The following is an 18805-nucleotide window of genomic DNA, read 5'->3' on the forward strand; positions in this document are numbered from 1 at the left end:
GGAGACTTCCATGACCAGCTTCTCACGCCGCTCGGTAATCGCCTCCGGGCTCGCCGCCACCGCCGCCACCGCCGTCCCCGCGCTGACGCCCCCCGCGCTCGGCAAGTCCCCTGTCGGCGCGCCCAAGCCTTGGGGTGCGACCCCGTCGCCCCGCCAGCTCGCGTGGCACAAGCGCCAGCAATATGCCTTCATCCACTTCTCGATCAACACCTTCACCGACAAGGAATGGGGCTACGGCGACGAGGACCCGAAGCTGTTCGACCCGACCGACTTCTCCCCCGACCAGATCGTCGCGGCGGCCAAGGCGGGCGGGATGACCGGGATCATCCTGACCGCCAAGCATCACGACGGTTTCTGCCTGTGGCCGACGCTGCTGACCGAACGCTGCATCCGCAACACGCCCTACAAGAACGGCAAGGGCGACATCGTCGGCGAGATGGCGGCGGCAACCCGCCGCGCCGGGCTCGACTTCGGGCTCTATCTGTCGCCGTGGGACCGGCATCACCCCGAATACGGCCGCCCAGCCTATGTCGACTATTTCCGCAAGCAGATCGTCGAACTTTGCACCCGCTACGGGACGCTGTTCGAATTCTGGTTCGATGGCGCGAATGGCGGCGACGGCTATTACGGCGGCGCGCGCGAGACGCGGAAGATCGATGCCCCCGCTTATTACGACTGGAAGACGACGGTTGCGCTCGTTCACCAGCATCAGCCGATGGCGTGCACGTTCGATCCGCTCGGCGCGGATATCCGCTGGGTCGGGAATGAGGACGGCGTCGCGGGCGACCCCTGCTGGCCGACCATGCCCAATCACCCCTATGTCCAGAGCGAGGGCAATAGCGGGGTGCGCGGCGCGGAATTGTGGTGGCCCGCCGAGACCGACGTGTCGATCCGCCCCGGCTGGTTCTATCACGCGGACGAGGACGGCAAGGTCAAGCTGCCCGACCGTCTGCTCAAGCTGTACGACGAATCGGTCGGGCGCGGCACCAACCTCAATCTCAACCTGCCGCCCGACCGGCGCGGGCGCATCGCCGACACCGACGCGGCGGTGCTCGCGTCGTTCGGCGCGGCGCAGGCGGCGACCTACCGCACCGATCTCGCGCAAGGCGCGGTCGCGCACGCCAGCGCCGAACGCGGCGCGGCCTTCAGCGCAGCGCGCGTGCTCGACGGGCGCGACGACAGTTACTGGTCGACCCCCGACGCCGACCACAATCCCGCGCTGACGCTCGACCTGCCGCCGGGGCGCAGCTTCGACCTGATCCGGTTGCGCGAATATCTGCCGCTCGGCCTCCGCGTGACGCGCTTCGCGGTCGATGCCGAGGTGGACGGCGTGTGGAAGACGCTCGCCGAGCATGAGGCGATCGGCGCGCAACGTATCATCCGCTTGCCCCAAGCGATCACCGCGCGGCGGCTTCGACTGCGCATCCTCGACGCGCCCGCCTGCCCCGCGATCAGCGAGATCGCGCTGTTCCGCCAGGTCGCGCCCGTCGCAGTCGCCCCCAGCACGCGCAAGGACCCGACGGTCCTGTCGACCGCGGGCTGGCGGATCGTATCGGCCTCGTCGCCCGGCGCGGAAGCGTTGCTCGACGACGATGCCGCGACCCGCTGGACCACCCCCGCGCCGACGCCCGGTACGCCCGCCACCGTCACCATCGACATGGGCAAACTGGTCCGCCTCGCGGGCGTGAGCATCACCCCGTCGCGCACGCTCGCCAAGGACGTCTCGCCGCCGCGCGGCTATCGCTGCGAAACCAGCGTCGACGGCAAACGGTGGGAGCCCGCGGGCGCGGGCGAACTCGCCAACATCGCTTATGCGCTCGCGACGCAGCGGCTGCCGTTCGCCAAGGCGCGCGACGCACGGTGGTTGCGACTGTCGTTCGACGCGACCGCGCTTCCGGCGGCGTCGCTTGCGCTCGCGGGGATCGGCGGGTTCATCGCGGCGGGTTAGCGGTGCATCCGGTGGTGGGGAGGCGGGATCGCCCCCCCACCGTTCGTTTCGAGCGTAGTCGAGAAACCCGCGCTGTGCCCGGTTTCTCGACTACGCTCGAAACGAACGGGAGGAGTGAAGCCCCAAATCCTACGGTGGATCGCGCTCGAATCCCCCCACCGTTCGTTTCGAGCGAAGTCGAGAAACCTGCGCTGTGCCCGGTTTCTCGACTACGCTCGAAACGAACGGGAGGGTTGGGGCACCCCCATCCCGTTCGGGCTGAGCGAAGTCGAAGCCCCCTCTCCCCACAAACCGCGGTCCGTTTAACAAAGGACCCTTCGACTTCGCTCAGGGCAAACGGTGGTGAGAGCAAACCTGGAGCCGTGGCCTCAGCGCCGCCCGCCCTTCCCCGGCATGAACGCAAACAGCTGCGTCCTCAGCGAAGCCGGCGCCCCCGGCTTGAACCAGTTGGTGTCCTGAATGTGGCTCGCGGTCACATAGATCCGCCCGTCCGGCCCTTCGGAAAACGTGTCCGGCCAGCGCAACCGCCGATCGTTCAACACCGGCTCGACGTGATCGCCCGCGAGCCGGGTGATCGCATTGTCGGTCGGCGAGGTCAGGTACAGCGTCCCCGCCTTGCTCATCCACAGCCCGTCCGCGACGTGCGTCTGCGCGACCGTCTTCACGCCCGCCGCGCGCGCCGTCTCGGCCACACCCTCGCGCAACAGCGCGGTGTCGATCGCATACAAAGTCTTGCCGGTCAGCGCCTGATAATAAAGCGTCTTGCCGTCGTTCGAGATCGCGATCCCGTCCGCCGAGAAAGCGGGCTGGCGACCATCGGGGCGCACCAGCGGCTTGCCGTCGGTGGTCACCTTGACGGTCTTGTCGATCTGCGTCGAGACATGTCCGTCGAGCGCACGGAAGCCCTTGCCGCTTTCGAGGTCGATCACGATAATCGCGCCGCGCGTCCCGCTGTCGGTGATATAGCCGGTCTTGCCGTCGGGCGAGAAGCGGATGTCGTTAAGATAGGTCCCCTGCAACGCGACGTCGCCCGGCACCAGGATCGTCTTCACGACGCGATTGGTGGCGAGGTCAATCTTGACCAGCTTGGGCGCGCCTTCGAGGATCTTCTCATTGCCCGGCGCGCCGGGGTCGAGCACCCAGAGATTGCCGTGGCCATCGGGCACGATCGACTGGACGCAGACGAAATATTCGCTGACCGGCAGCTCGGTCGCGCGCGCGTTGCGCCAGCTGTTCCACTTGGCGTCGGGATAGGGCTTGAGCGACCCGTCGGCCATCACTTCGGCGACCGAAATCGGCGCATCGTCGGTCCAGCGCGGGAAGTTGACGAAGCGGCGGCCGTCGGCGGTCACCGCGACGCCCGTCACCTGATGGTCGAACGTCGCCACTTCGCTCAGCGCGTTGGTCGCGGGGCGAGTTTGCGCTTGCGCCACGCCGAACGCGGCGGCGGCGATCAGGCCCGCGGCGGCGATGCCGGCGAGGAGGGGCTTGGTCTTGGACATATAAAAACTCCGGTCATGCGTGTCGGCGAGGGTCTGGGGGTCGCCAGTAAAAAGATGGATGAGGTGTCGCGCCACCGCTTGCGGGTGCTCGCGCTGCGGAAAATGGCCAACGCCTGAAATCCGGATATAGCCGAACGGTCCGGTAAACTTGTCCGGCACGCCCGCGCTGGCGGACGGCGGATTGACGCCATCGGCGTCGCCCTGGATGTAGATCGCGGGCAGTGCGAGCGAGCGCGTCGCCTTGACCTTGTCCTCGAGCCACTGGCTGCGCGGATCGGGCTCGGCCTCGTCCCAGCGCGCGCGATAGCTGTGGAGCGTCACGTCGACCCAGTCCGGATTCTCGAAGGACTGCGCGACGCGGTCGAACGTAGCCTCGTCGAACCAGCCGCGCGGTGCCCAATTGACCCAGTGGATATGCGCGAAGCCCTTGGGATCAGCGCGCACGGCTTCCGCGCCACGCGCGGTCGCCATGAACCAGTGATACCAGGTCCGCTGCGCCTGTTCGAACGGCGGGGTCGGTGCGCCGCCCATCCGCGGCATCGACGACAGCAGCGCGATCCGCTCGACCCGCTCGGGCCAGCCGATCGCGAGTGCCTCGGCGGTGGTCGATCCCCAGTCATGCCCCGCGACCATGAACCGCTCGATCCCGAGCCCGTCCATCAGCGCGATCGCGTCCATCGCGAGGATCGCGCTGTTGCCGGTGCGTGGCCCGTCGCCCAGCCGCGTTTCCCCGAACCCGCGCAGCGTCGGCACGATCACGCGCAAACCCGCCTCGGCCAGAGCGGGAGCGACCGCGTCCCAGGTCGAGGCGTCATCGGGCCAGCCGTGGATCAGCAGCACCGGCTGGCCGGCGGGGTCGCCGTGCTCGGTGTAGGCAATCGAAAGATGTTCAGTGACGAGGTGCGGCATTGGGCGGGGTGGCCTGTATCGTTGACCACCCCACAACCCGGTCCGCCGCCGCGCGTTCCGCCGGGATGTTGCCAACCCAGCTCGCGAACCCGTCCCGTGCTCCTGCGCCTTACGCCTTCGCCACCTGACTGTCCGCCACCAGTGCATCGACCACGCTCGGGTCCGCCAGCGTGGACGTATCCCCCAATGCCCCGGTATCGCCCTCGGCGATTTTGCGTAGGATGCGGCGCATGATTTTGCCCGAGCGCGTCTTGGGCAGACCGGGCGCGAACTGGATCGCATCGGGTGTCGCGATCGGGCCGATCTCGTGCCGGACCCAGTCGCGCAACGCCTTGCGCAGCGTCTCGTCCGGCTCGACCCCGGCGTTGAGCGTGACATAGGCGTAAATGCCCTGCCCCTTCACGTCATGCGGGAAGCCGACCACCGCGGCTTCGGCGACATCGGCATGGAGCACCAGTGCGCTCTCGACCTCGGCGGTGCCCATGCGGTGCCCGGACACGTTGATGACGTCGTCGACCCGGCCCGTGATCCACCAATAGCCATCGGCATCACGCCGCGCGCCGTCGCCGGTCGTGTAGACCCCCGGATACAGGCTGAAATACGCCTCGAAGAAGCGCGCCGGATCGCCCCACAATCCGCGCATCTGCCCCGGCCAGGATTTCGCGATCACCAGATTGCCCTCGGCCGCGCCTTCCAGCCGCTGGCCCTCGGCGTCGAGCAACTGCGGATCGACCCCGTAGAAGGGCAAGCTCGCCGACCCCGGCTTGGGCGGCGTGCCGGGCAGCGGCGTGATCATGTGCCCGCCGGTCTCGGTCTGCCACCACGTGTCCATCACCGGGCACCGCCCTTCGCCGACGACGTCGTGATACCAGCGCCACGCCTCGGGATTGATCGGCTCGCCGACCGAGCCGAGCACCTTCAAAGACGCGCGGCTTGTACCGGTGACGAAGGAATCGCCCTCCTTCATCAATGCGCGGAGCGCCGTCGGGGCGGTGTAGAGCGTCGTCACCTGATGCCGGTCGACGACTTCCCACATCCGCGCCGCGGTCGGCCAGGTCGGGACGCCCTCGAACATCAGCGTCGTCGCGCCATTGGCGAGCGGACCGTAGACGATGTAGCTGTGCCCGGTGACCCAGCCAATATCCGCGGCGCACCAATAGACCTCGGGCGCGGCATAATCGAACACGGTCGCATGCGTCATCGCCGCCCACAGCAGATAGCCGCCGGTGGTGTGGACGACCCCCTTGGGCTTGCCGGTCGATCCGCTGGTGTAGAGGATGAACAACGGGTCTTCCGCCGCCATCGGCTCGGGCGGGCAATCGTCACCGACCGTCGCGACCGCTTCGTCATACCAGACGTCGCGCCCCGCGGTCATCGCGACCTCGGCCCCGCTTGCGCGGACGACGAGGACATGGTCGACCTTGCCCGCGATCTTGATCGCTTCGTCGACGCACGCCTTGAGCGGCACCGCGCGCCCGCCGCGACGGCCTTCGTCCGCGGTGATGACGATGTGGCTGTCGCAATCCTCGATCCGCCCGGCAAGCGCCTCGGCGGAGAAGCCTGCGAACACCACCGAATGCACCGCGCCGATCCGCGCGCAGGCGAGCATTGCGACCGCCGCCTCGGGGATCATCGGCATGTACAGCGTGATCCGGTCGCCCTTCTTCGCGCCCAGCCCCTTCAGCACATTGGCGAAGCGCGACACTTCGCGGTGCAGTTCGGCATAAGGGATCGCGCGCGGTTCGGTCGCGGGGTCGTCGCCCTCCCACAGGATCGCGACCTGGTCCCCACGCGTCGCGAGATGCCGGTCGATGCAATTGACCGAGACGTTGAGCACGCCGTCGTCGAACCACTTGATCCGGAAGTCGTCCTTGTCGAACGACCAGTCGCCCGCGCGCGTCGGCGGCGTCATCCAGTTGAGCCGCTCGGCCGCTTCCAGCCAGAAACCGTCGGGATCGGCCAAAGACCGCGCGTGCACGGCTTCGCGATGCGCGAGCGGATGGGTGTCGGACATGGGGGGACTCTCCTTTACGATTTTTTCAGCCGATCCCGTCGTGGTCGGCAATATAGCGGTCGAGGGCGCTCGCCGCATTGAGCATGTGCGCGCGCATCCGTCGTGCGGCGGTCTCGCCGTCGCCTTCGGCGATCGCGGTCATCACGCCGTCATGCTCCTCGCGCGAGCGGACGATGCGACGGCCCTGCCGCAATTGCGTCCGCCGGAAGGCGTTGAGCCGAGTCCGCGTGGCGATCGCCTGTTCGGCGAGGAAGGCGTTGTGCGTCGCATGATAGAGGGTCTCGTGGAACGCACGGTTGAACGCGTCATAAGCATCGACGTCGTTCGCCTCAACCATCGCCAGCGAGCTTTCGTGCAGCTGGATCAACCGGCTGCGCTCCAGCGGGGTCATCCGGTTGGTGGCGAGCCGAACACACATCGCCTCGATCTCGGCCATCGCCTCGAACATGTCCATGATCCGCTCGGGCGTCAGTCGCGTGACCACCACGCCACGGCGCGGGCGCATCTCCGCCAGCCCGCTTACCGCCAGTTGCCGCAGCGCCTCGCGCACCGGCGTCCGCGATGCACCGAACCGGTCGGCAAGCTGCTGCTCGTCGAGCTGCGTCCCCGCCTTGAGCGTGCCGCTCGCGATTTCGTCGGTCAGCGCGTTGCGGATGCGCACCGACAGCAAGGTCCGGTCGTCGCTCAGATCCTCGGGCTCGATATCCGCCACGTTACCCTCCCACCGTCGCCCGCACCGCAAGGTACAGGATCGACGGCGCCACGAGACAGCCCAAGCCCGTGTGGAAGGTCGCGGTCAAGGCCCCATAGGGCACCAGCCGCCGATCGGTCGCGGCCAGCCCGCCCGAAACCCCGCTCACCGTCCCCATCAACCCGCCGAACACCATCGCGCTGCGCGGATTGTTGAGCCCGATGAAGCGCGCGACCAGCGGCGTGCCGATCATCACCAGCACCGCTTTCAGCACCCCGGTCGCGATCGACAGCGCGATCACCGCCGAACTCGCGCCCAGCGCAGCGCCCGTCACGGGCCCGACGATATAGGTCACCGCGCCCGCACCGATCGTCGTCATCGACACCGCATCGGTATAGCCGAACGCCGCTGCGACGAGCGCGCCGAACACGAACGGCACCACCGTCCCCAGCCCGAGCGCGATCGCGCCGATCAGCCCGGCCTTCTTGGCCTGCACCACGTCGACCTCGAACGCGGTCGCGACGATCGCGAAATCGCGCAGCATCGCGCCACCCATCAGCCCGATCCCGGCGAGCACCGGAATATCCGCGACGCCCTTCTCGCCCCCGGTCCACACGCCGCCGAAGAAGGCGGCGGCAAGCCCGATGATGATCGCGATCGCCGAGCCATGGACTCGCCCCCGCGTCAGATATTTCGAAATTGCGTTGGAGAGCCACATCACCAGCCCGACGACGGCGAAAGCGGTCAGCAGCGCGTTGGCGGTGAACACATGGATGATCATCTCGCTCATGCCGGATCCCCCTTGGCGACCCGCGCCGCTTCGGCCGCGACCAGGCTTTTCGCCTCGATCTCGTCCATCGTCTCGCTGGTGCCGCCCAACCGGCTGAGCAACGCGACCAGACCGAAGCACAGCAGCAGCGCGCCGACCGCGGCGATGACGACGACCGGGCCGCCTTCCATCGCGGCGACGACATTCTGCTGCGCCGCCATCGCGACGACGATCGGGATGTAAAGCGCGCCCCAGAATTCGACGCCCAGTTTCAGGCCGTGGCTCATCAACCCGCGTTTGCCGAGCCACAGCCGCGACGCGATCAGCAGGATCATCGCGATCCCGACTCCGCCGACATTGGCCTTAACCCCGAGCCCGACCCCGAGCAGGTCGCCGAGGTAAACCCCCAGCAACGTGCAGATGGCGAGCAGCGCCACGCCGGAAATGGTCATGCCGCCCACCGCGGTACTCGAGCCGTGGGGCTCAGCGTATGCATCATCACGCGTTGCATCCTTCCGTGTACACCGATCTACCGCCGATACGCCTTACTGTATGCACAGGCTTGCATTAACCGCAATAGCCAATACAAGGATCGCATTCGAAGCAATGTTTGGATACGATCAGGCGATGCGCGACTGGAACAGCAAACAAGCCGCACGGACGGCGCGGATCGAAGCGGGCAGCCGCTTCGCCACGGGCAAGCTCGTCGACCCCGCCGACCTGACGTCCTTCCTTGAGGCGATCCTCAACCCCGGCGACCGCGTCTGTCTCGAAGGCGACAACCAGAAACAGGCCGACGTGCTCGCCCGGGCACTCGCCGCGGTCGATCCGGCGCAAGTGCATGATCTGCACATGGTGCAATCGGGCGTCGTCCTCCCCGAACATCTCGACCTGTTCGACAGCGGAATCGCGAAGCGACTCGATTTCTCCTATTCCGGTCCGCAGTCCGCACGGATCGCCAGGATGCTGTTCGGCGGCAATATCGAGCTTGGCGCGGTCCACACCTATCTCGAACTGTTCGCGCGCTATTTCATCGATCTGACCCCGCAGGTCGCGCTGATCGCGGCGGTCAGCGCGGATCGCGACGGCAATCTCTACACCGGCCCCAATACCGAGGACACGCCGACCGTGGTCGAGGCGACCAGCTTCGGCAACGGCCTCGTCGTCGCGCAGGTCGGCGAGATCGTCGACAAGGTCCCGCGCGTCGACATCCCCGGCGATCAGGTCCATTTCCTCGTCGACGCGGCCAAGCCCTTCTATGTCGAACCGCTGTTCACGCGCGATCCCGCCGCGATCACCGAGACGCAGATCCTCACCGCGATGCTCGCGATCAAGGGGCTGTACCAGCCGTACGGGATCCGCCGACTCAACCACGGGATCGGCTTCAACACCGCGGCGATCGAGCTTCTCTTGCCGACCTACGGCGAACGGCTCGGGCTGAAGGGCAAGGTCTGCACCCATTGGGCGCTCAACCCGCATCCCACGCTGATTCCCGCGATCGAGGCGGGCTGGGTCGAGCAGGTCCATTGCTTCGGGTCGGAAGTCGGGATGGAGGACTACCTCCGCGCACGCCCCGACATCTTCTTCACTGGCCCCGACGGGTCGCTCCGCTCCAACCGCGCCTTCTGCCAGACCGCCGGGCTGTACGCGTGCGACATGTTCATCGGCTCGACGCTCCAGATCGATCTCGCCGGACATAGCTCGACCGTTACGACCAACCGCATCGCCGGGTTCGGCGGCGCGCCCAACATGGGGTCGGACGCACGCGGGCGACGTCATCCGAGCGAACCGTGGCTGCGTGCAGGGGCCGAGGCCGACCCCGACGGCCCCGCCCCGCTGCGCCGAGGCCGCAAGCTCGTCGTCCAGATCGGCGAGACCTTCGGCGACGGCAACACGCCAATGTTCGTCGAGCGGCTCGCCGCGCTCGACCTCGCCGAGAAGCTCGATCTCGATCTCGCGCCGGTGATGGTCTACGGCGACGACGTCACGCACATCGTCACCGAAGAAGGCATCGCCAACCTGTTGCTGTGCCGCACCAGGGACGAGCGCGAACAGGCGATCCGCGGGGTCGCGGGCTATACCGAGGTCGGTCGCGGGCGTGACAAGGCGATGGTCGAGACGCTTCGCGCGCGGAAGATCATCCAGCGCCCGCAGGATCTCGGGATCGATCCGCTCGATGCGGATCGAAGCCTGCTCGCCGCGCATTCGATCAAGGACCTGATGCTCGCATCGGGCGGATTGTACCGGCCACCGAGCCGCTTCCGGAACTGGTAAGGGACAGCGCCGATATGCAAACGCTTCGCTATGACATTGCCGCCCCGCGCGCGGCGGGCGGCACCCGGCCGATCGCGCTCGTGGGCGTCGTCGCCTCGGGCAATCTTGAGGTGCTGCTCGAACGCGGCGGCCCCGCCGACCGCTGCACGATCGAAATCGCGACCACCGCGCAGGGGTTCGACGACCTGTGGGCCGCCGTCACCGCCGATGTCGTCGCCGCGCGCGGCGGCGGGGGCTTGCGGATCGCGATCAACGACGGCGGCGCACGCCCCGACACCGTCGCGCTGCGGCTCGCGCAGGGCATTCGCCTGATCGAGGAGCCCGTCGCATGAGCAGCAATCCCATCCGCCAGAGCTGGTATGAAGCGAGCGCCCGCGCGCGGATCGCCGCGCTGGTCGATCCCGACAGCTTCGCCGAATTCATCGGCCCGGAAGCGCGCGAGACGAGCCCGCATCTCCCGATCTTCGACCTGCCCCGCCAGTTCGACGACGGCATTGCGGTCGGCGCAGCGACGATGGACGGCACGCCGGTGCTCGTCGCCGCACAGGAAGGCCGCTTCATGGGTGGCGCTTTCGGCGAGGTTCACGGCGCGAAACTGACCGGGCTGCTCCGCGCCGCCGCGACGCTGAAACGCGACGTGGTGATCGCCTTCGATACCGGCGGCGTGCGACTGCAAGAGGCCAATGCCGGCGAACTCGCGATTGCCGAGATCATGCGCGCGGTGCTCGACGCGCGCACCGCCGGGGTCCGCGTGATCGGGCTGATCGGCGGGCGCGCGGGATGTTACGGCGGCGGCAGCCTGATCGCGGGCTGTTGCTCGACGCTGGTCATCTCCGAACAGGGGCGATTGAGCGTCTCCGGCCCCGAAGTGATCGAGACCAATCGCGGCGTCGAGGAATTCGACTCCCGCGACCGCGCGCTGGTGTGGCGGACGATGGGGGGCAAGCACCGCTATCTGATCGGCGGGGTCGACGCCTATGTCGACGATGACGCCGCCGCCTTCCGCGCCGCCACGCTCGCCGCATTCGCGCGTCCGGCAACGCTCGACCAATCCGTCCTGGCCGCGGAACAGGCACGTCTCGAAACGCGGCTGGCGCGGTTCGGGGATGCGGTCGACGGGCGCGACGTGTGGGCTACGCTCGGCATTACCGATGCCGCCACGATCCCCGATCTCGCCACCGCCGATTTCCTTGCCGCCGCCACCCACCGGGAGAGCGCCGATGACGCCCGCTGATATCCTGACCTCGCTGTTCCCTGCGGGGCATGACGTGACCACCTCGGGCGCGTTGCTCCGCGGCACAGCGCAGATGGACGGGGGCGGTGTCGTGCACGTTCTCGGCATCGTCGACGGCGCCTTTCCCGGCGTCGACGAAGCCGTCGAGATCGCAGGCGATGTCCTCGCGATCGCCGCCCGCGACGACGCCAGCCCGATCCTGTTCCTGCTCGATTCGGGCAGCCAGCGGATGAGCCGTCGCGACGAATTGCTGGGGTTGAGCGAAACCCTCGTGCATCTCGCCAAGGCGCTCCACCACGCGACGAACAGCGGGCATCGCACGATCGCCTTGCTGTACGGTGGCACCGCGGCGGGCGCATTCATCGCGACGGCGCTCGCGTGCGACACGCTGGTCGCGCTCCCCGGCGCGCATCCGGCGGTGATGGACCTGCCCTCGATGGCACGCGTCACCAAGCTGCCGCTCGCGGTATTGGAGGCCAAGGCCGAAACCACCCCGGTGTTCGCGCCCGGCCTCGACAATATCGTCGCGACCGGCGGGATCGTCGCTGTGTGGGATCCGGATCAGCCGCTGGCCGAACCCTTCTCCGCGCTGCTTGCCGCGCCCCCCGCCGGGGATTCGCGCGCGGTTCTCGGTGCGACGCGCGGTGGCCGCCCCAAGGCCGCCGCCATCGCTGCGGAGGTTGAACGGCTGGCGCTCGCACATGGCTGATCTTGCGCGCCATACGCTCGTCTACCTCGCACCCGAGACATGGGCACCGCTGATCGCGCCCGACGAGCCTGACCTCTTGCGCAACTGGGCCGCCGATGGCCGCCCGGCGATCGCACGGCGCATCCTGTGCGACGATGGCGATGCGATAGCGCTCGGCGTCCCGCTCCCGCCCGCGCTCGGCAAGCGCCGCGTTGCGCTCCGCTGCGCGCCCGAAGCGGTCGTCCGCACCACGCCACCGCCGCTGCTCCGCGACGCCGCCGCCGCCGCACCGCGCGCCTGGCAGATGACGATCGCCGCGCTGTTGCTTTGCGACCCCAAAATGCGCTGTTTCGGCAGTCTGGCGTGGCAGCATCTGACCGGTCTCGACTATCTCACCGACACCTCCGACATCGACCTGATCCTCGAATGTGCCGCCCCCGCGATCGCCGATGCGCGAGCCGCGAAGATCGAAAGCGTCGATGCTGCCGCACCGATGCGGATCGATGCCGAACTCGTCGCGCCGGACGGAGCCGCCGTGCAGTGGCGCGAATGGCGGTCCGACGCCGATCAGCTCCTTGCCAAATCCCCCGCCGCCGCGCGGCTGGTGGATCGCACGGCGCTGTTCGCATGATCGCCGCTTGCGCTTCCCCTGCGCCGGATGACGCCGCCGGCGCGATCGGTGCACTCGCCGCCGATTGCCTGATCCGCGAGGTCGAAACCTGGCCCAAGCCCGGCCTCGTCAGCCATGTCGACAGCGGCGCGCATGACGACATGGACGTCGACACGCTCCGCCGCAGCGCACGCGTGCTCGCCCCCTACTTCGCCGATCTCGCAGATGCCGGGGCACACGGCGCGGGGATGGACCGGCTCCGCGCGATCGGGATCGCGGCGGAGGCGGCGATGCGGCGCGAGACCGGCGGCGTGAACACCCACCGCGGCGCGATCTTCGGCCTCGGGTTGCTCGCCGCAGCGGCGGGATTCCGTGCGCGCTACGGCGTCGCCGCCGCGCTTGGCGGGATCGTCACAGCGCGCTGGGGCGCGGCGATCATCGGCGGCCCTATCGACCTCCATAGCCACGGCAGCATGGTCGCGCGGCGCTACCAAGCGGGCGGCGCACGCGTAGAAGCCGCAGCGGGGTTCCCATCCATCTATGCCGTCGCGCTCCCCGCGCTCGCGGAAGGACGGCGGCTGGCGCGCGACGAGGAGGCCGCGCGCGTCCACACCTGCATGACGCTGATCGCGGCGGTCGAGGACAGCAACCTGCTTTATCGCGGCGGCCCCGCCGGGCTTGCCTACGCGCAACGCGCGGCGCGCACGTTCCTCGCAGCGGGCGGGGTCGGCGCATCGGACTGGCGCGCGCGTGCGGCGGAAATGCACGACGGCTTCGTTGCCCGACACCTCAGCCCTGGCGGCTGCGCCGACCTGCTCGCGATGGCGCTGTTCGTCGAGGCGATCGGGGGGTGACCCTCGCATTGCTCTGCTCGGGTCAGGGGCGGCAGGACCCCGCGCTGTTCCGGCTGTTCGAGGGCCGAGCAGCCCCGATCCTCGACGCCGCGTCGGTCACGCTCGGTACCGACATCCACGCCTTCGTCGCGCACACATCGGAGGCGGACCTCTACGCCAATCGCGCCAGCCAGATCCTGTGCGTGGCGCGCGCGCTGGCGACCGCGGACGCGCTGTTTCCCGGTGGCGCACCGCCCGCCACGCTGGTGGCGGGGTATAGCGTCGGCGAAGTCGCCGCCTGGGGGGTCGCGGGCGTCTGGTCCCCGGCGGATACGCTCGCGCTCGTCGATGCCCGCGCCCGTGCGATGGACGCGGCGAGCGGTCCCGACGACGGCCTCGGCTATGTCCGCGGATTGTCGCGCGAAACCGTCGCCACGCTGGCTGCAGCGTTCGATTGCGCGGTCGCGATCGTCAACCCGGATCGGCTGATCGTCGTTGGCGGCACCCGCGCTGCGGTGGCTGCACTCTGCACCGCGGCACTCGCGCAGGGGGCACTCCGTGCGGGCGCGATGCCGGTGCATGTCGCCTCGCACACCCCGCGCCTGACCGACGCCGTCGCCCCGTTCGCGCACGCGCTGGCGGAGATCGACCCCCTCCGCCCGAAACTCCGGCTGATCAGCGCGACCGATCAGGGCATCGTCGGCATCCCCGCACGCGCCACTGCCGGTCTTGCCGCGCAGGTGGCGACGACGATCGACTGGGCGGCGCTGCTCGAGGCGCTGGCGGAACGCGATGTCACGCATGTCCTCGAACTCGGGCCGGGATCGGCGCTCGCCGAGATGGCGCGCCCCGTGCTGCCCAATGCGCAAGTCCGCGCGGTCGATGATTTCCGCACGCTGGAAGGCGTGCAGGACTGGCTAGGGCGCTAGCGCGCTTACTTCTTCGGCGTGATTTCCGCGATGACGTCCTTCGCGGTAAAGATCTGCGGCGCGGTCGTCTGCCCGCGCAGCAGCGTCTCGCGGTCCGCCGCCATCTGCACCAGCAGCACCGTCTGGTTGACCTGCCGCGGCGTCCAGCGTTCGAGCATCTGATACGGAACGTCGCCGCCACCGAACCCGCCCGTGCTCGGACCGGTCGGGACCGACGGACTGCTCACCCCCGGTGTCCCGCCCGATTGATCCCCCTGACTGCCCGTTCCCGCCGAGACCGACCCGCCCGTCAGATTGGGGCCGCCGCGCGACGAAAGGCTGCTCGTCCGGCTCGATTCGACCTGTCGGGTCTGTGTCTCGAGCACCGCGAACAGCGGCTGCCCCGCCGCGACGGTCAATTCCGCCGCGCGCAGGAAGGCGAAGCGCGCGACCTGTTCCGTCGACATGTTCTCGGCCCCGGTATAAGTCACCGTGGTCCGCCCGTCGGCGGCGGGCGCGGCATAATAGCCGACCGCGCCGGGTCCGGCGGCGGCCTGATAGGATGGGCCGGTGGTGGCACAGCCGGATACGCTGAGGGCTACGGCGAACAGGACAAACGCTTTCATCGCATGATCCTTTCTGGCCCGGGCCAAAGGCGGTTGGTCAGCGTATGGCCATGCCGGGCGGTGGCCGTTCCGCCCGGCATCGTGCGCTACATCTGGAAGATCGCGCCGATCACGACGCGGCGGTCGTTGAGGAAGCTGAAGCGGTCGTACATCTGGCCGCTCTGGTCGATATAGGCGCGCGCCTTGCTCTTGGTGTCGAGGATGTTGGCGATCGAGCTGCGGATCTGGACCCGCCCGAGCGTATATTTCAGCGACGCATCGAGGAAGCCCGCCGCGGAATTGTAGATCGGGTTGCCCGTCACATAGTCACGGTAGGTGGTCAGATATTCCGACCGCCAGTTATAGGCGAGACGCGCTTCGAGCCGCTTGTCCTGATAGATCGCGACCGCGTTGGCGATATGCTTGGACTGGCCGAGCAGATCGCTCACGCCCCAGCGGAACACCGTCGTCAGATCGTCGGGAACGCCGTCCCCGTCACTGTCCACGCCATTGCCAGGCGGCGTGGTCGAGGCGTCGATATACGTATAGTTGCCCTGCACGCCGAGATATTTAAGCGGCCCCGGCAGGAAATCGAAGAACTGCTGATAGCCGATCTCGATGCCCTTCACCTTGGCCTTGGCTTGGTTGACCGGGCCATTGTAGATGATCCGCGTCCGCGTCCCGTCCAGCGTCACATCGCCGAGCACGAGGTCGCCGTTGGTGATGATGTTCGACAGGTCCTTGTAGAAGCCCGCGACCGACAGATACCCGCCCTTGAAATACCATTCATACGACAAGTCGAAGCTGTTCGCGGTGGTCGGTTTGAGGAACGGGTTGCCGCGGCTGACCCGGACTTCGCCGACGCGGATACTTTGCGCGCCGCGATCGATGCCGCGGAGCGGATCGTTGATGTCGGTGATCGGCGGGAACGCCGTGCGTTCGGTCGTCACGACATATTCCTGCGATGCGCGCAGGTCCTGCACGTTCGGGCGGCTCAATCCCTTGCTGAAACCGAAGCGGATCAGCATCTCGCGGTTGAGGTTCCACTTGACGTTGAACGACGGCAACCACCGTTCGTCGACCAGATCGACCTTGGTCGGAATCGCCGCCTGCGCCGCGTAAGCAATCGATTCCGGCAGGAAATCCGCCGGATCGTCGCGGCTTTCGGCATCGTCGGTACGAGTCCGAACGCCGGTCGTCGGGTCGATCGCCGGCGTCTGGATGTCCGCCACGAACGGCCGGAACGCCCGGAACCCCGACGATGTCAGGTCCGTCCGCACGTAGCGCAGGCCCACGTTGCCGTCGATCGACATGCCGTTGCCGAAGGCCTGTTTGAAATCGACACGGAGATACGCGTTCTTGGTCTTCTCGGTGATGTCCGACGTGTCTTCGGGCCGGAACACCGCGCTGCCGAAGCTCGATCCGTCCGCCACCCCGCGCGGCACCCAGCCATAGCGATCGGCGAGTTGCGGCTCGCTGTTGATGTAGTTCCGGAACTTGGTGTAATCCGACAACAGCGATTCATTGACGAAGACGAACGAATTGTTCGTGCCGCCGACGACGCCGCCGCGGAAGAATTTGCTGAAATCGACCGACTGGAACCCCGCCGCCGGATCCTTGAACGTCCCCGCCACGGCGAAGCCGCCGCGACCATCCCATGCCGGGGCGATCGACCCCCAGTTGAGCGCCATTTCCGAATTGACCTGGCTCCGTTCCGAGAAGCGCGCACCGAACTTGATGCTGTCGAACCAGCTCGCCAGCCCGTCGCCGCCCGACACGTCATACGCGAGATCCCCGCGCAACGCGTAGAGATCCCCCGTACCGACCTGGAAGCGGTCGGCGGCGAACTGCCAGTTGGCGCCGTTCAGATCGCCGCTGTTGGTCGGGTGCGGAATATACACCGCAGGGTTGCCGTTCGCCGCATCGGCGTCTCCGGTAAAGCGGGTCTGGCCCGGATTGAACCGATGCGCCGGGTCGATCACGAAATCGATCGTGGGATGGTCGAGGTTCTGCTTGATGTTCCAGTTGAGGTAGGTGTTCATCCCGCCCCAGATCTCACGCTGCTTCGCGCTGGCCTTGGTATATTGGCCGTCCAGCGTCAGGCTCAGCCGATTGCTCACCTTCCACTTGAAGTTGAGCGTGAAATCCTGCGTGCGCGAGCGCTCCTGCTTGCCGATGCCGAGCGACCCGACCGGTGCGCCGCGCGCCCCGGTCCAGGAATCGGCGTTGTTGGTGACGAACCCCGATTCCATCAGGCCGCCCTTGACCGGAATGAGCGTTTCGCAATCCCCCGGGTTAGCCGGGAAACCGCCCGGGCCGCTGCACATCGGAAGCCCTGCCGAGCTGAAATTGGGGTTCAGCTTGATGTTGCTGACTCCCATGGTGGTGCCCGTGTCGTGCTCGGGGAACCATTCCAGCGTGCGCTCGACGCTGTCGATGTCGAGATCGACGCGAATGTACTTCGCGGTCAGCTGCATGCTGTCGTTCTTCCACTGACCGGCAAGGTAGTAGCTCTTGCGGTCGCGGTCGACGTCGTTGGTGCGCATCTGGAACCCCGGCGTCGCACCGATGATCTGCGAAGGATCGACCCCGGTGAACTCGCCCAGCTTGTTCGCGCCGGTCAGCGAGGTTTCGGGGATATTGCCGCTCGCGTCGAGAACGCGCGGCATCGGCGCATTCTGCTGCCACCCGTTGATCCGCGAGTTGAGAATGGACTGCGAGAAGGACCCGATGATGCCGAATTCGCCGATGCCCGTCTTCCAGCGGTTCCCGATGGTTACGCTACCAGCGGGAGACCATTTTTTACGAAGATCCGAATAGGTGGTGTCGAACGCGACGGCGAAGACGCCGGCCTTGCGATCGAACGGCTCGAGCGTGCGCAGGTTGATCGTGCCGCCAATGCCGCCTTCGATTAGATCGGCGCTCTGGTTCTTGTACACGTCGACGCCGCCGACCAGTTCGGGCGGGATGCTCGAGAAGTCGAGCGCACGTCCGCCGTTCGCGCTGAACGCATCGCGGCCGTTGAATTCCGACCGCACGAAGCCGAGACCGCGGACGAGGTTGCCGCGGCCTTCGGGCGACGGGAAATCGGGGCTGGCACCACCGGTCGGGAAGCGCGAGATGGTGACGCCCGGAATACGCCCGATCGCTTCCGCGACCGACAGATCCGGCAGCGTCGCGATATCCGACGCACTGATCGAGTCCACGAACGTGCTCGCGCGGCGCTTGATTTCCTTGGCCGAGTTGAGCGCGCCGCGAATACCCGTCACGACGATATCGCTATCACCCGCAGGCAAATTGTTGCGCGGGAGGGTGGCGGTCGGGCTCGCTGAGTCGATCTGCTTATTGTCCTGCAGCGGCACTTCGGTCTGTTCTGGTGGAACGATGTCGGTGCGCGGACGCGACGTCTGCGCCGACGCTACTGCCGGCAAGGAAAGCAGCGTAATTGCCGATGTGGCGAGCAGGATGCTCTTCGCCGAACATGGCATGGCCGTACGCGCAGAAAACCGCATGATGGTATCCCCTCCAAACCGGACTGCTCCGGCAACTCCCAGTTTCCACCCTGTCGGTCCGCTGGTTGTTGGTGCGTGGCCATTTTGGCCATCACACCGCGGATCCCGAGTGAATGGAACTTTTATACTCTGACTTAATCACGCCGCAATGGGGCTTTTGAAATAATTCCGAATCGGCCCGAAAACCGCTCAAAACTGCGCCTTTGACCGTATTCCGAGAACACCAATCATGACAAAATGTTACAGAAATTGAACTCTCGGTATTGGACACGCCCGTGGGCGATGCTACCCCGACTGGGGGAGTAGAG

Annotated in this window: 15 protein-coding genes; 8 read left to right on the top strand and 7 right to left on the bottom strand. The window is 67.4% G+C overall.

Annotation, left to right across the window (positions count from 1 at the left end):
* Window positions 1-10 precede the first annotated feature (10 nt).
* Window positions 11-1948 carry an alpha-L-fucosidase gene (locus AC3WJR_RS12405; protein WP_492725347.1) on the top strand — a complete coding sequence of 646 codons (1938 nt, stop codon included), beginning with the start codon at window positions 11-13 and terminating at the stop codon, window positions 1946-1948.
* A 368-nt stretch (window positions 1949-2316) separates the two neighbouring features.
* Here the strand turns inward: AC3WJR_RS12405 and AC3WJR_RS12410 are convergent, their stop codons facing one another.
* The 5 genes from AC3WJR_RS12410 to madL form a co-directional block, all read right to left on the bottom strand.
* Complete coding sequence (locus AC3WJR_RS12410) at window positions 2317-4359, bottom strand: L-dopachrome tautomerase-related protein (RefSeq protein ID WP_492725348.1); 2043 nt, start codon at window positions 4357-4359, stop codon at window positions 2317-2319.
* 109 nt (window positions 4360-4468) lie between these two features.
* On the bottom strand, window positions 4469-6373 hold the full coding sequence (gene acs, locus AC3WJR_RS12415; RefSeq protein ID WP_492725349.1) for an acetate--CoA ligase: 1905 nt from the start codon (window positions 6371-6373) through the stop codon (window positions 4469-4471).
* Window positions 6374-6398: 25 nt separating this feature from the next.
* Entirely contained in the window at window positions 6399-7085 is a 687-nt protein-coding gene (locus tag AC3WJR_RS12420) for a GntR family transcriptional regulator (protein WP_492725350.1), read from the bottom strand.
* 1 nt (window position 7086) lies between these two features.
* A complete protein-coding gene (gene madM, locus AC3WJR_RS12425; RefSeq protein WP_492725351.1) occupies window positions 7087-7854 on the bottom strand; it encodes a malonate transporter subunit MadM in 768 nt (255 codons plus the stop codon).
* Window positions 7851-8285: a malonate transporter subunit MadL gene (gene madL / locus AC3WJR_RS12430; protein WP_492725352.1), complete on the bottom strand. Its 435-nt coding sequence runs from the start codon at window positions 8283-8285 to the stop codon at window positions 7851-7853. Before madL ends, madM begins: the two co-directional genes overlap by 4 nt.
* A gap of 154 nt (window positions 8286-8439) precedes the next feature.
* Here madL and mdcA point away from each other — a divergent pair, with 154 nt between their 5' ends.
* From mdcA to AC3WJR_RS12465, 7 genes are read left to right on the top strand one after another with little or no spacing between them, the layout of a single operon-like run.
* Entirely contained in the window at window positions 8440-10107 is a 1668-nt protein-coding gene (gene mdcA, locus AC3WJR_RS12435; protein ID WP_492725353.1) for a malonate decarboxylase subunit alpha, read from the top strand.
* Between the two features lie 14 nt (window positions 10108-10121).
* Entirely contained in the window at window positions 10122-10439 is a 318-nt protein-coding gene (gene mdcC / locus AC3WJR_RS12440; protein WP_354279324.1) for a malonate decarboxylase acyl carrier protein, read from the top strand.
* Window positions 10436-11341, top strand: a complete 906-nt coding sequence (locus AC3WJR_RS12445) for a biotin-independent malonate decarboxylase subunit beta (RefSeq protein WP_492725354.1) — start codon at window positions 10436-10438, stop codon at window positions 11339-11341. Before mdcC ends, AC3WJR_RS12445 begins: the two co-directional genes overlap by 4 nt.
* Entirely contained in the window at window positions 11328-12050 is a 723-nt protein-coding gene (locus AC3WJR_RS12450) for a biotin-independent malonate decarboxylase subunit gamma (RefSeq protein WP_492725355.1), read from the top strand. The genes AC3WJR_RS12445 and AC3WJR_RS12450 overlap by 14 nt, the downstream gene beginning before the upstream one ends.
* A complete protein-coding gene (gene mdcG / locus AC3WJR_RS12455) occupies window positions 12043-12660 on the top strand; it encodes a malonate decarboxylase holo-[acyl-carrier-protein] synthase (RefSeq protein ID WP_492725356.1) in 618 nt (205 codons plus the stop codon). The genes AC3WJR_RS12450 and mdcG overlap by 8 nt, the downstream gene beginning before the upstream one ends.
* On the top strand, window positions 12657-13493 hold the full coding sequence (gene mdcB, locus AC3WJR_RS12460; protein ID WP_492725357.1) for a triphosphoribosyl-dephospho-CoA synthase MdcB: 837 nt from the start codon (window positions 12657-12659) through the stop codon (window positions 13491-13493). Before mdcG ends, mdcB begins: the two co-directional genes overlap by 4 nt.
* Window positions 13490-14401, top strand: coding sequence for an acyltransferase domain-containing protein (locus tag AC3WJR_RS12465; protein WP_492725358.1), 912 nt, complete (start codon window positions 13490-13492; stop codon window positions 14399-14401). The genes mdcB and AC3WJR_RS12465 overlap by 4 nt, the downstream gene beginning before the upstream one ends.
* A gap of 5 nt (window positions 14402-14406) precedes the next feature.
* Here AC3WJR_RS12465 and AC3WJR_RS12470 read toward each other — a convergent pair whose 3' ends face one another.
* Entirely contained in the window at window positions 14407-15006 is a 600-nt protein-coding gene (locus AC3WJR_RS12470; RefSeq protein WP_492725359.1) for a CC0125/CC1285 family lipoprotein, read from the bottom strand.
* Window positions 15007-15092: 86 nt separating this feature from the next.
* Entirely contained in the window at window positions 15093-18497 is a 3405-nt protein-coding gene (locus AC3WJR_RS12475) for a TonB-dependent receptor (protein WP_492725360.1), read from the bottom strand.
* Window positions 18498-18805: the final 308 nt, after the last annotated feature.

Source organism: Sphingomonas sp. FW306-05-A, from assembly GCF_058782275.1.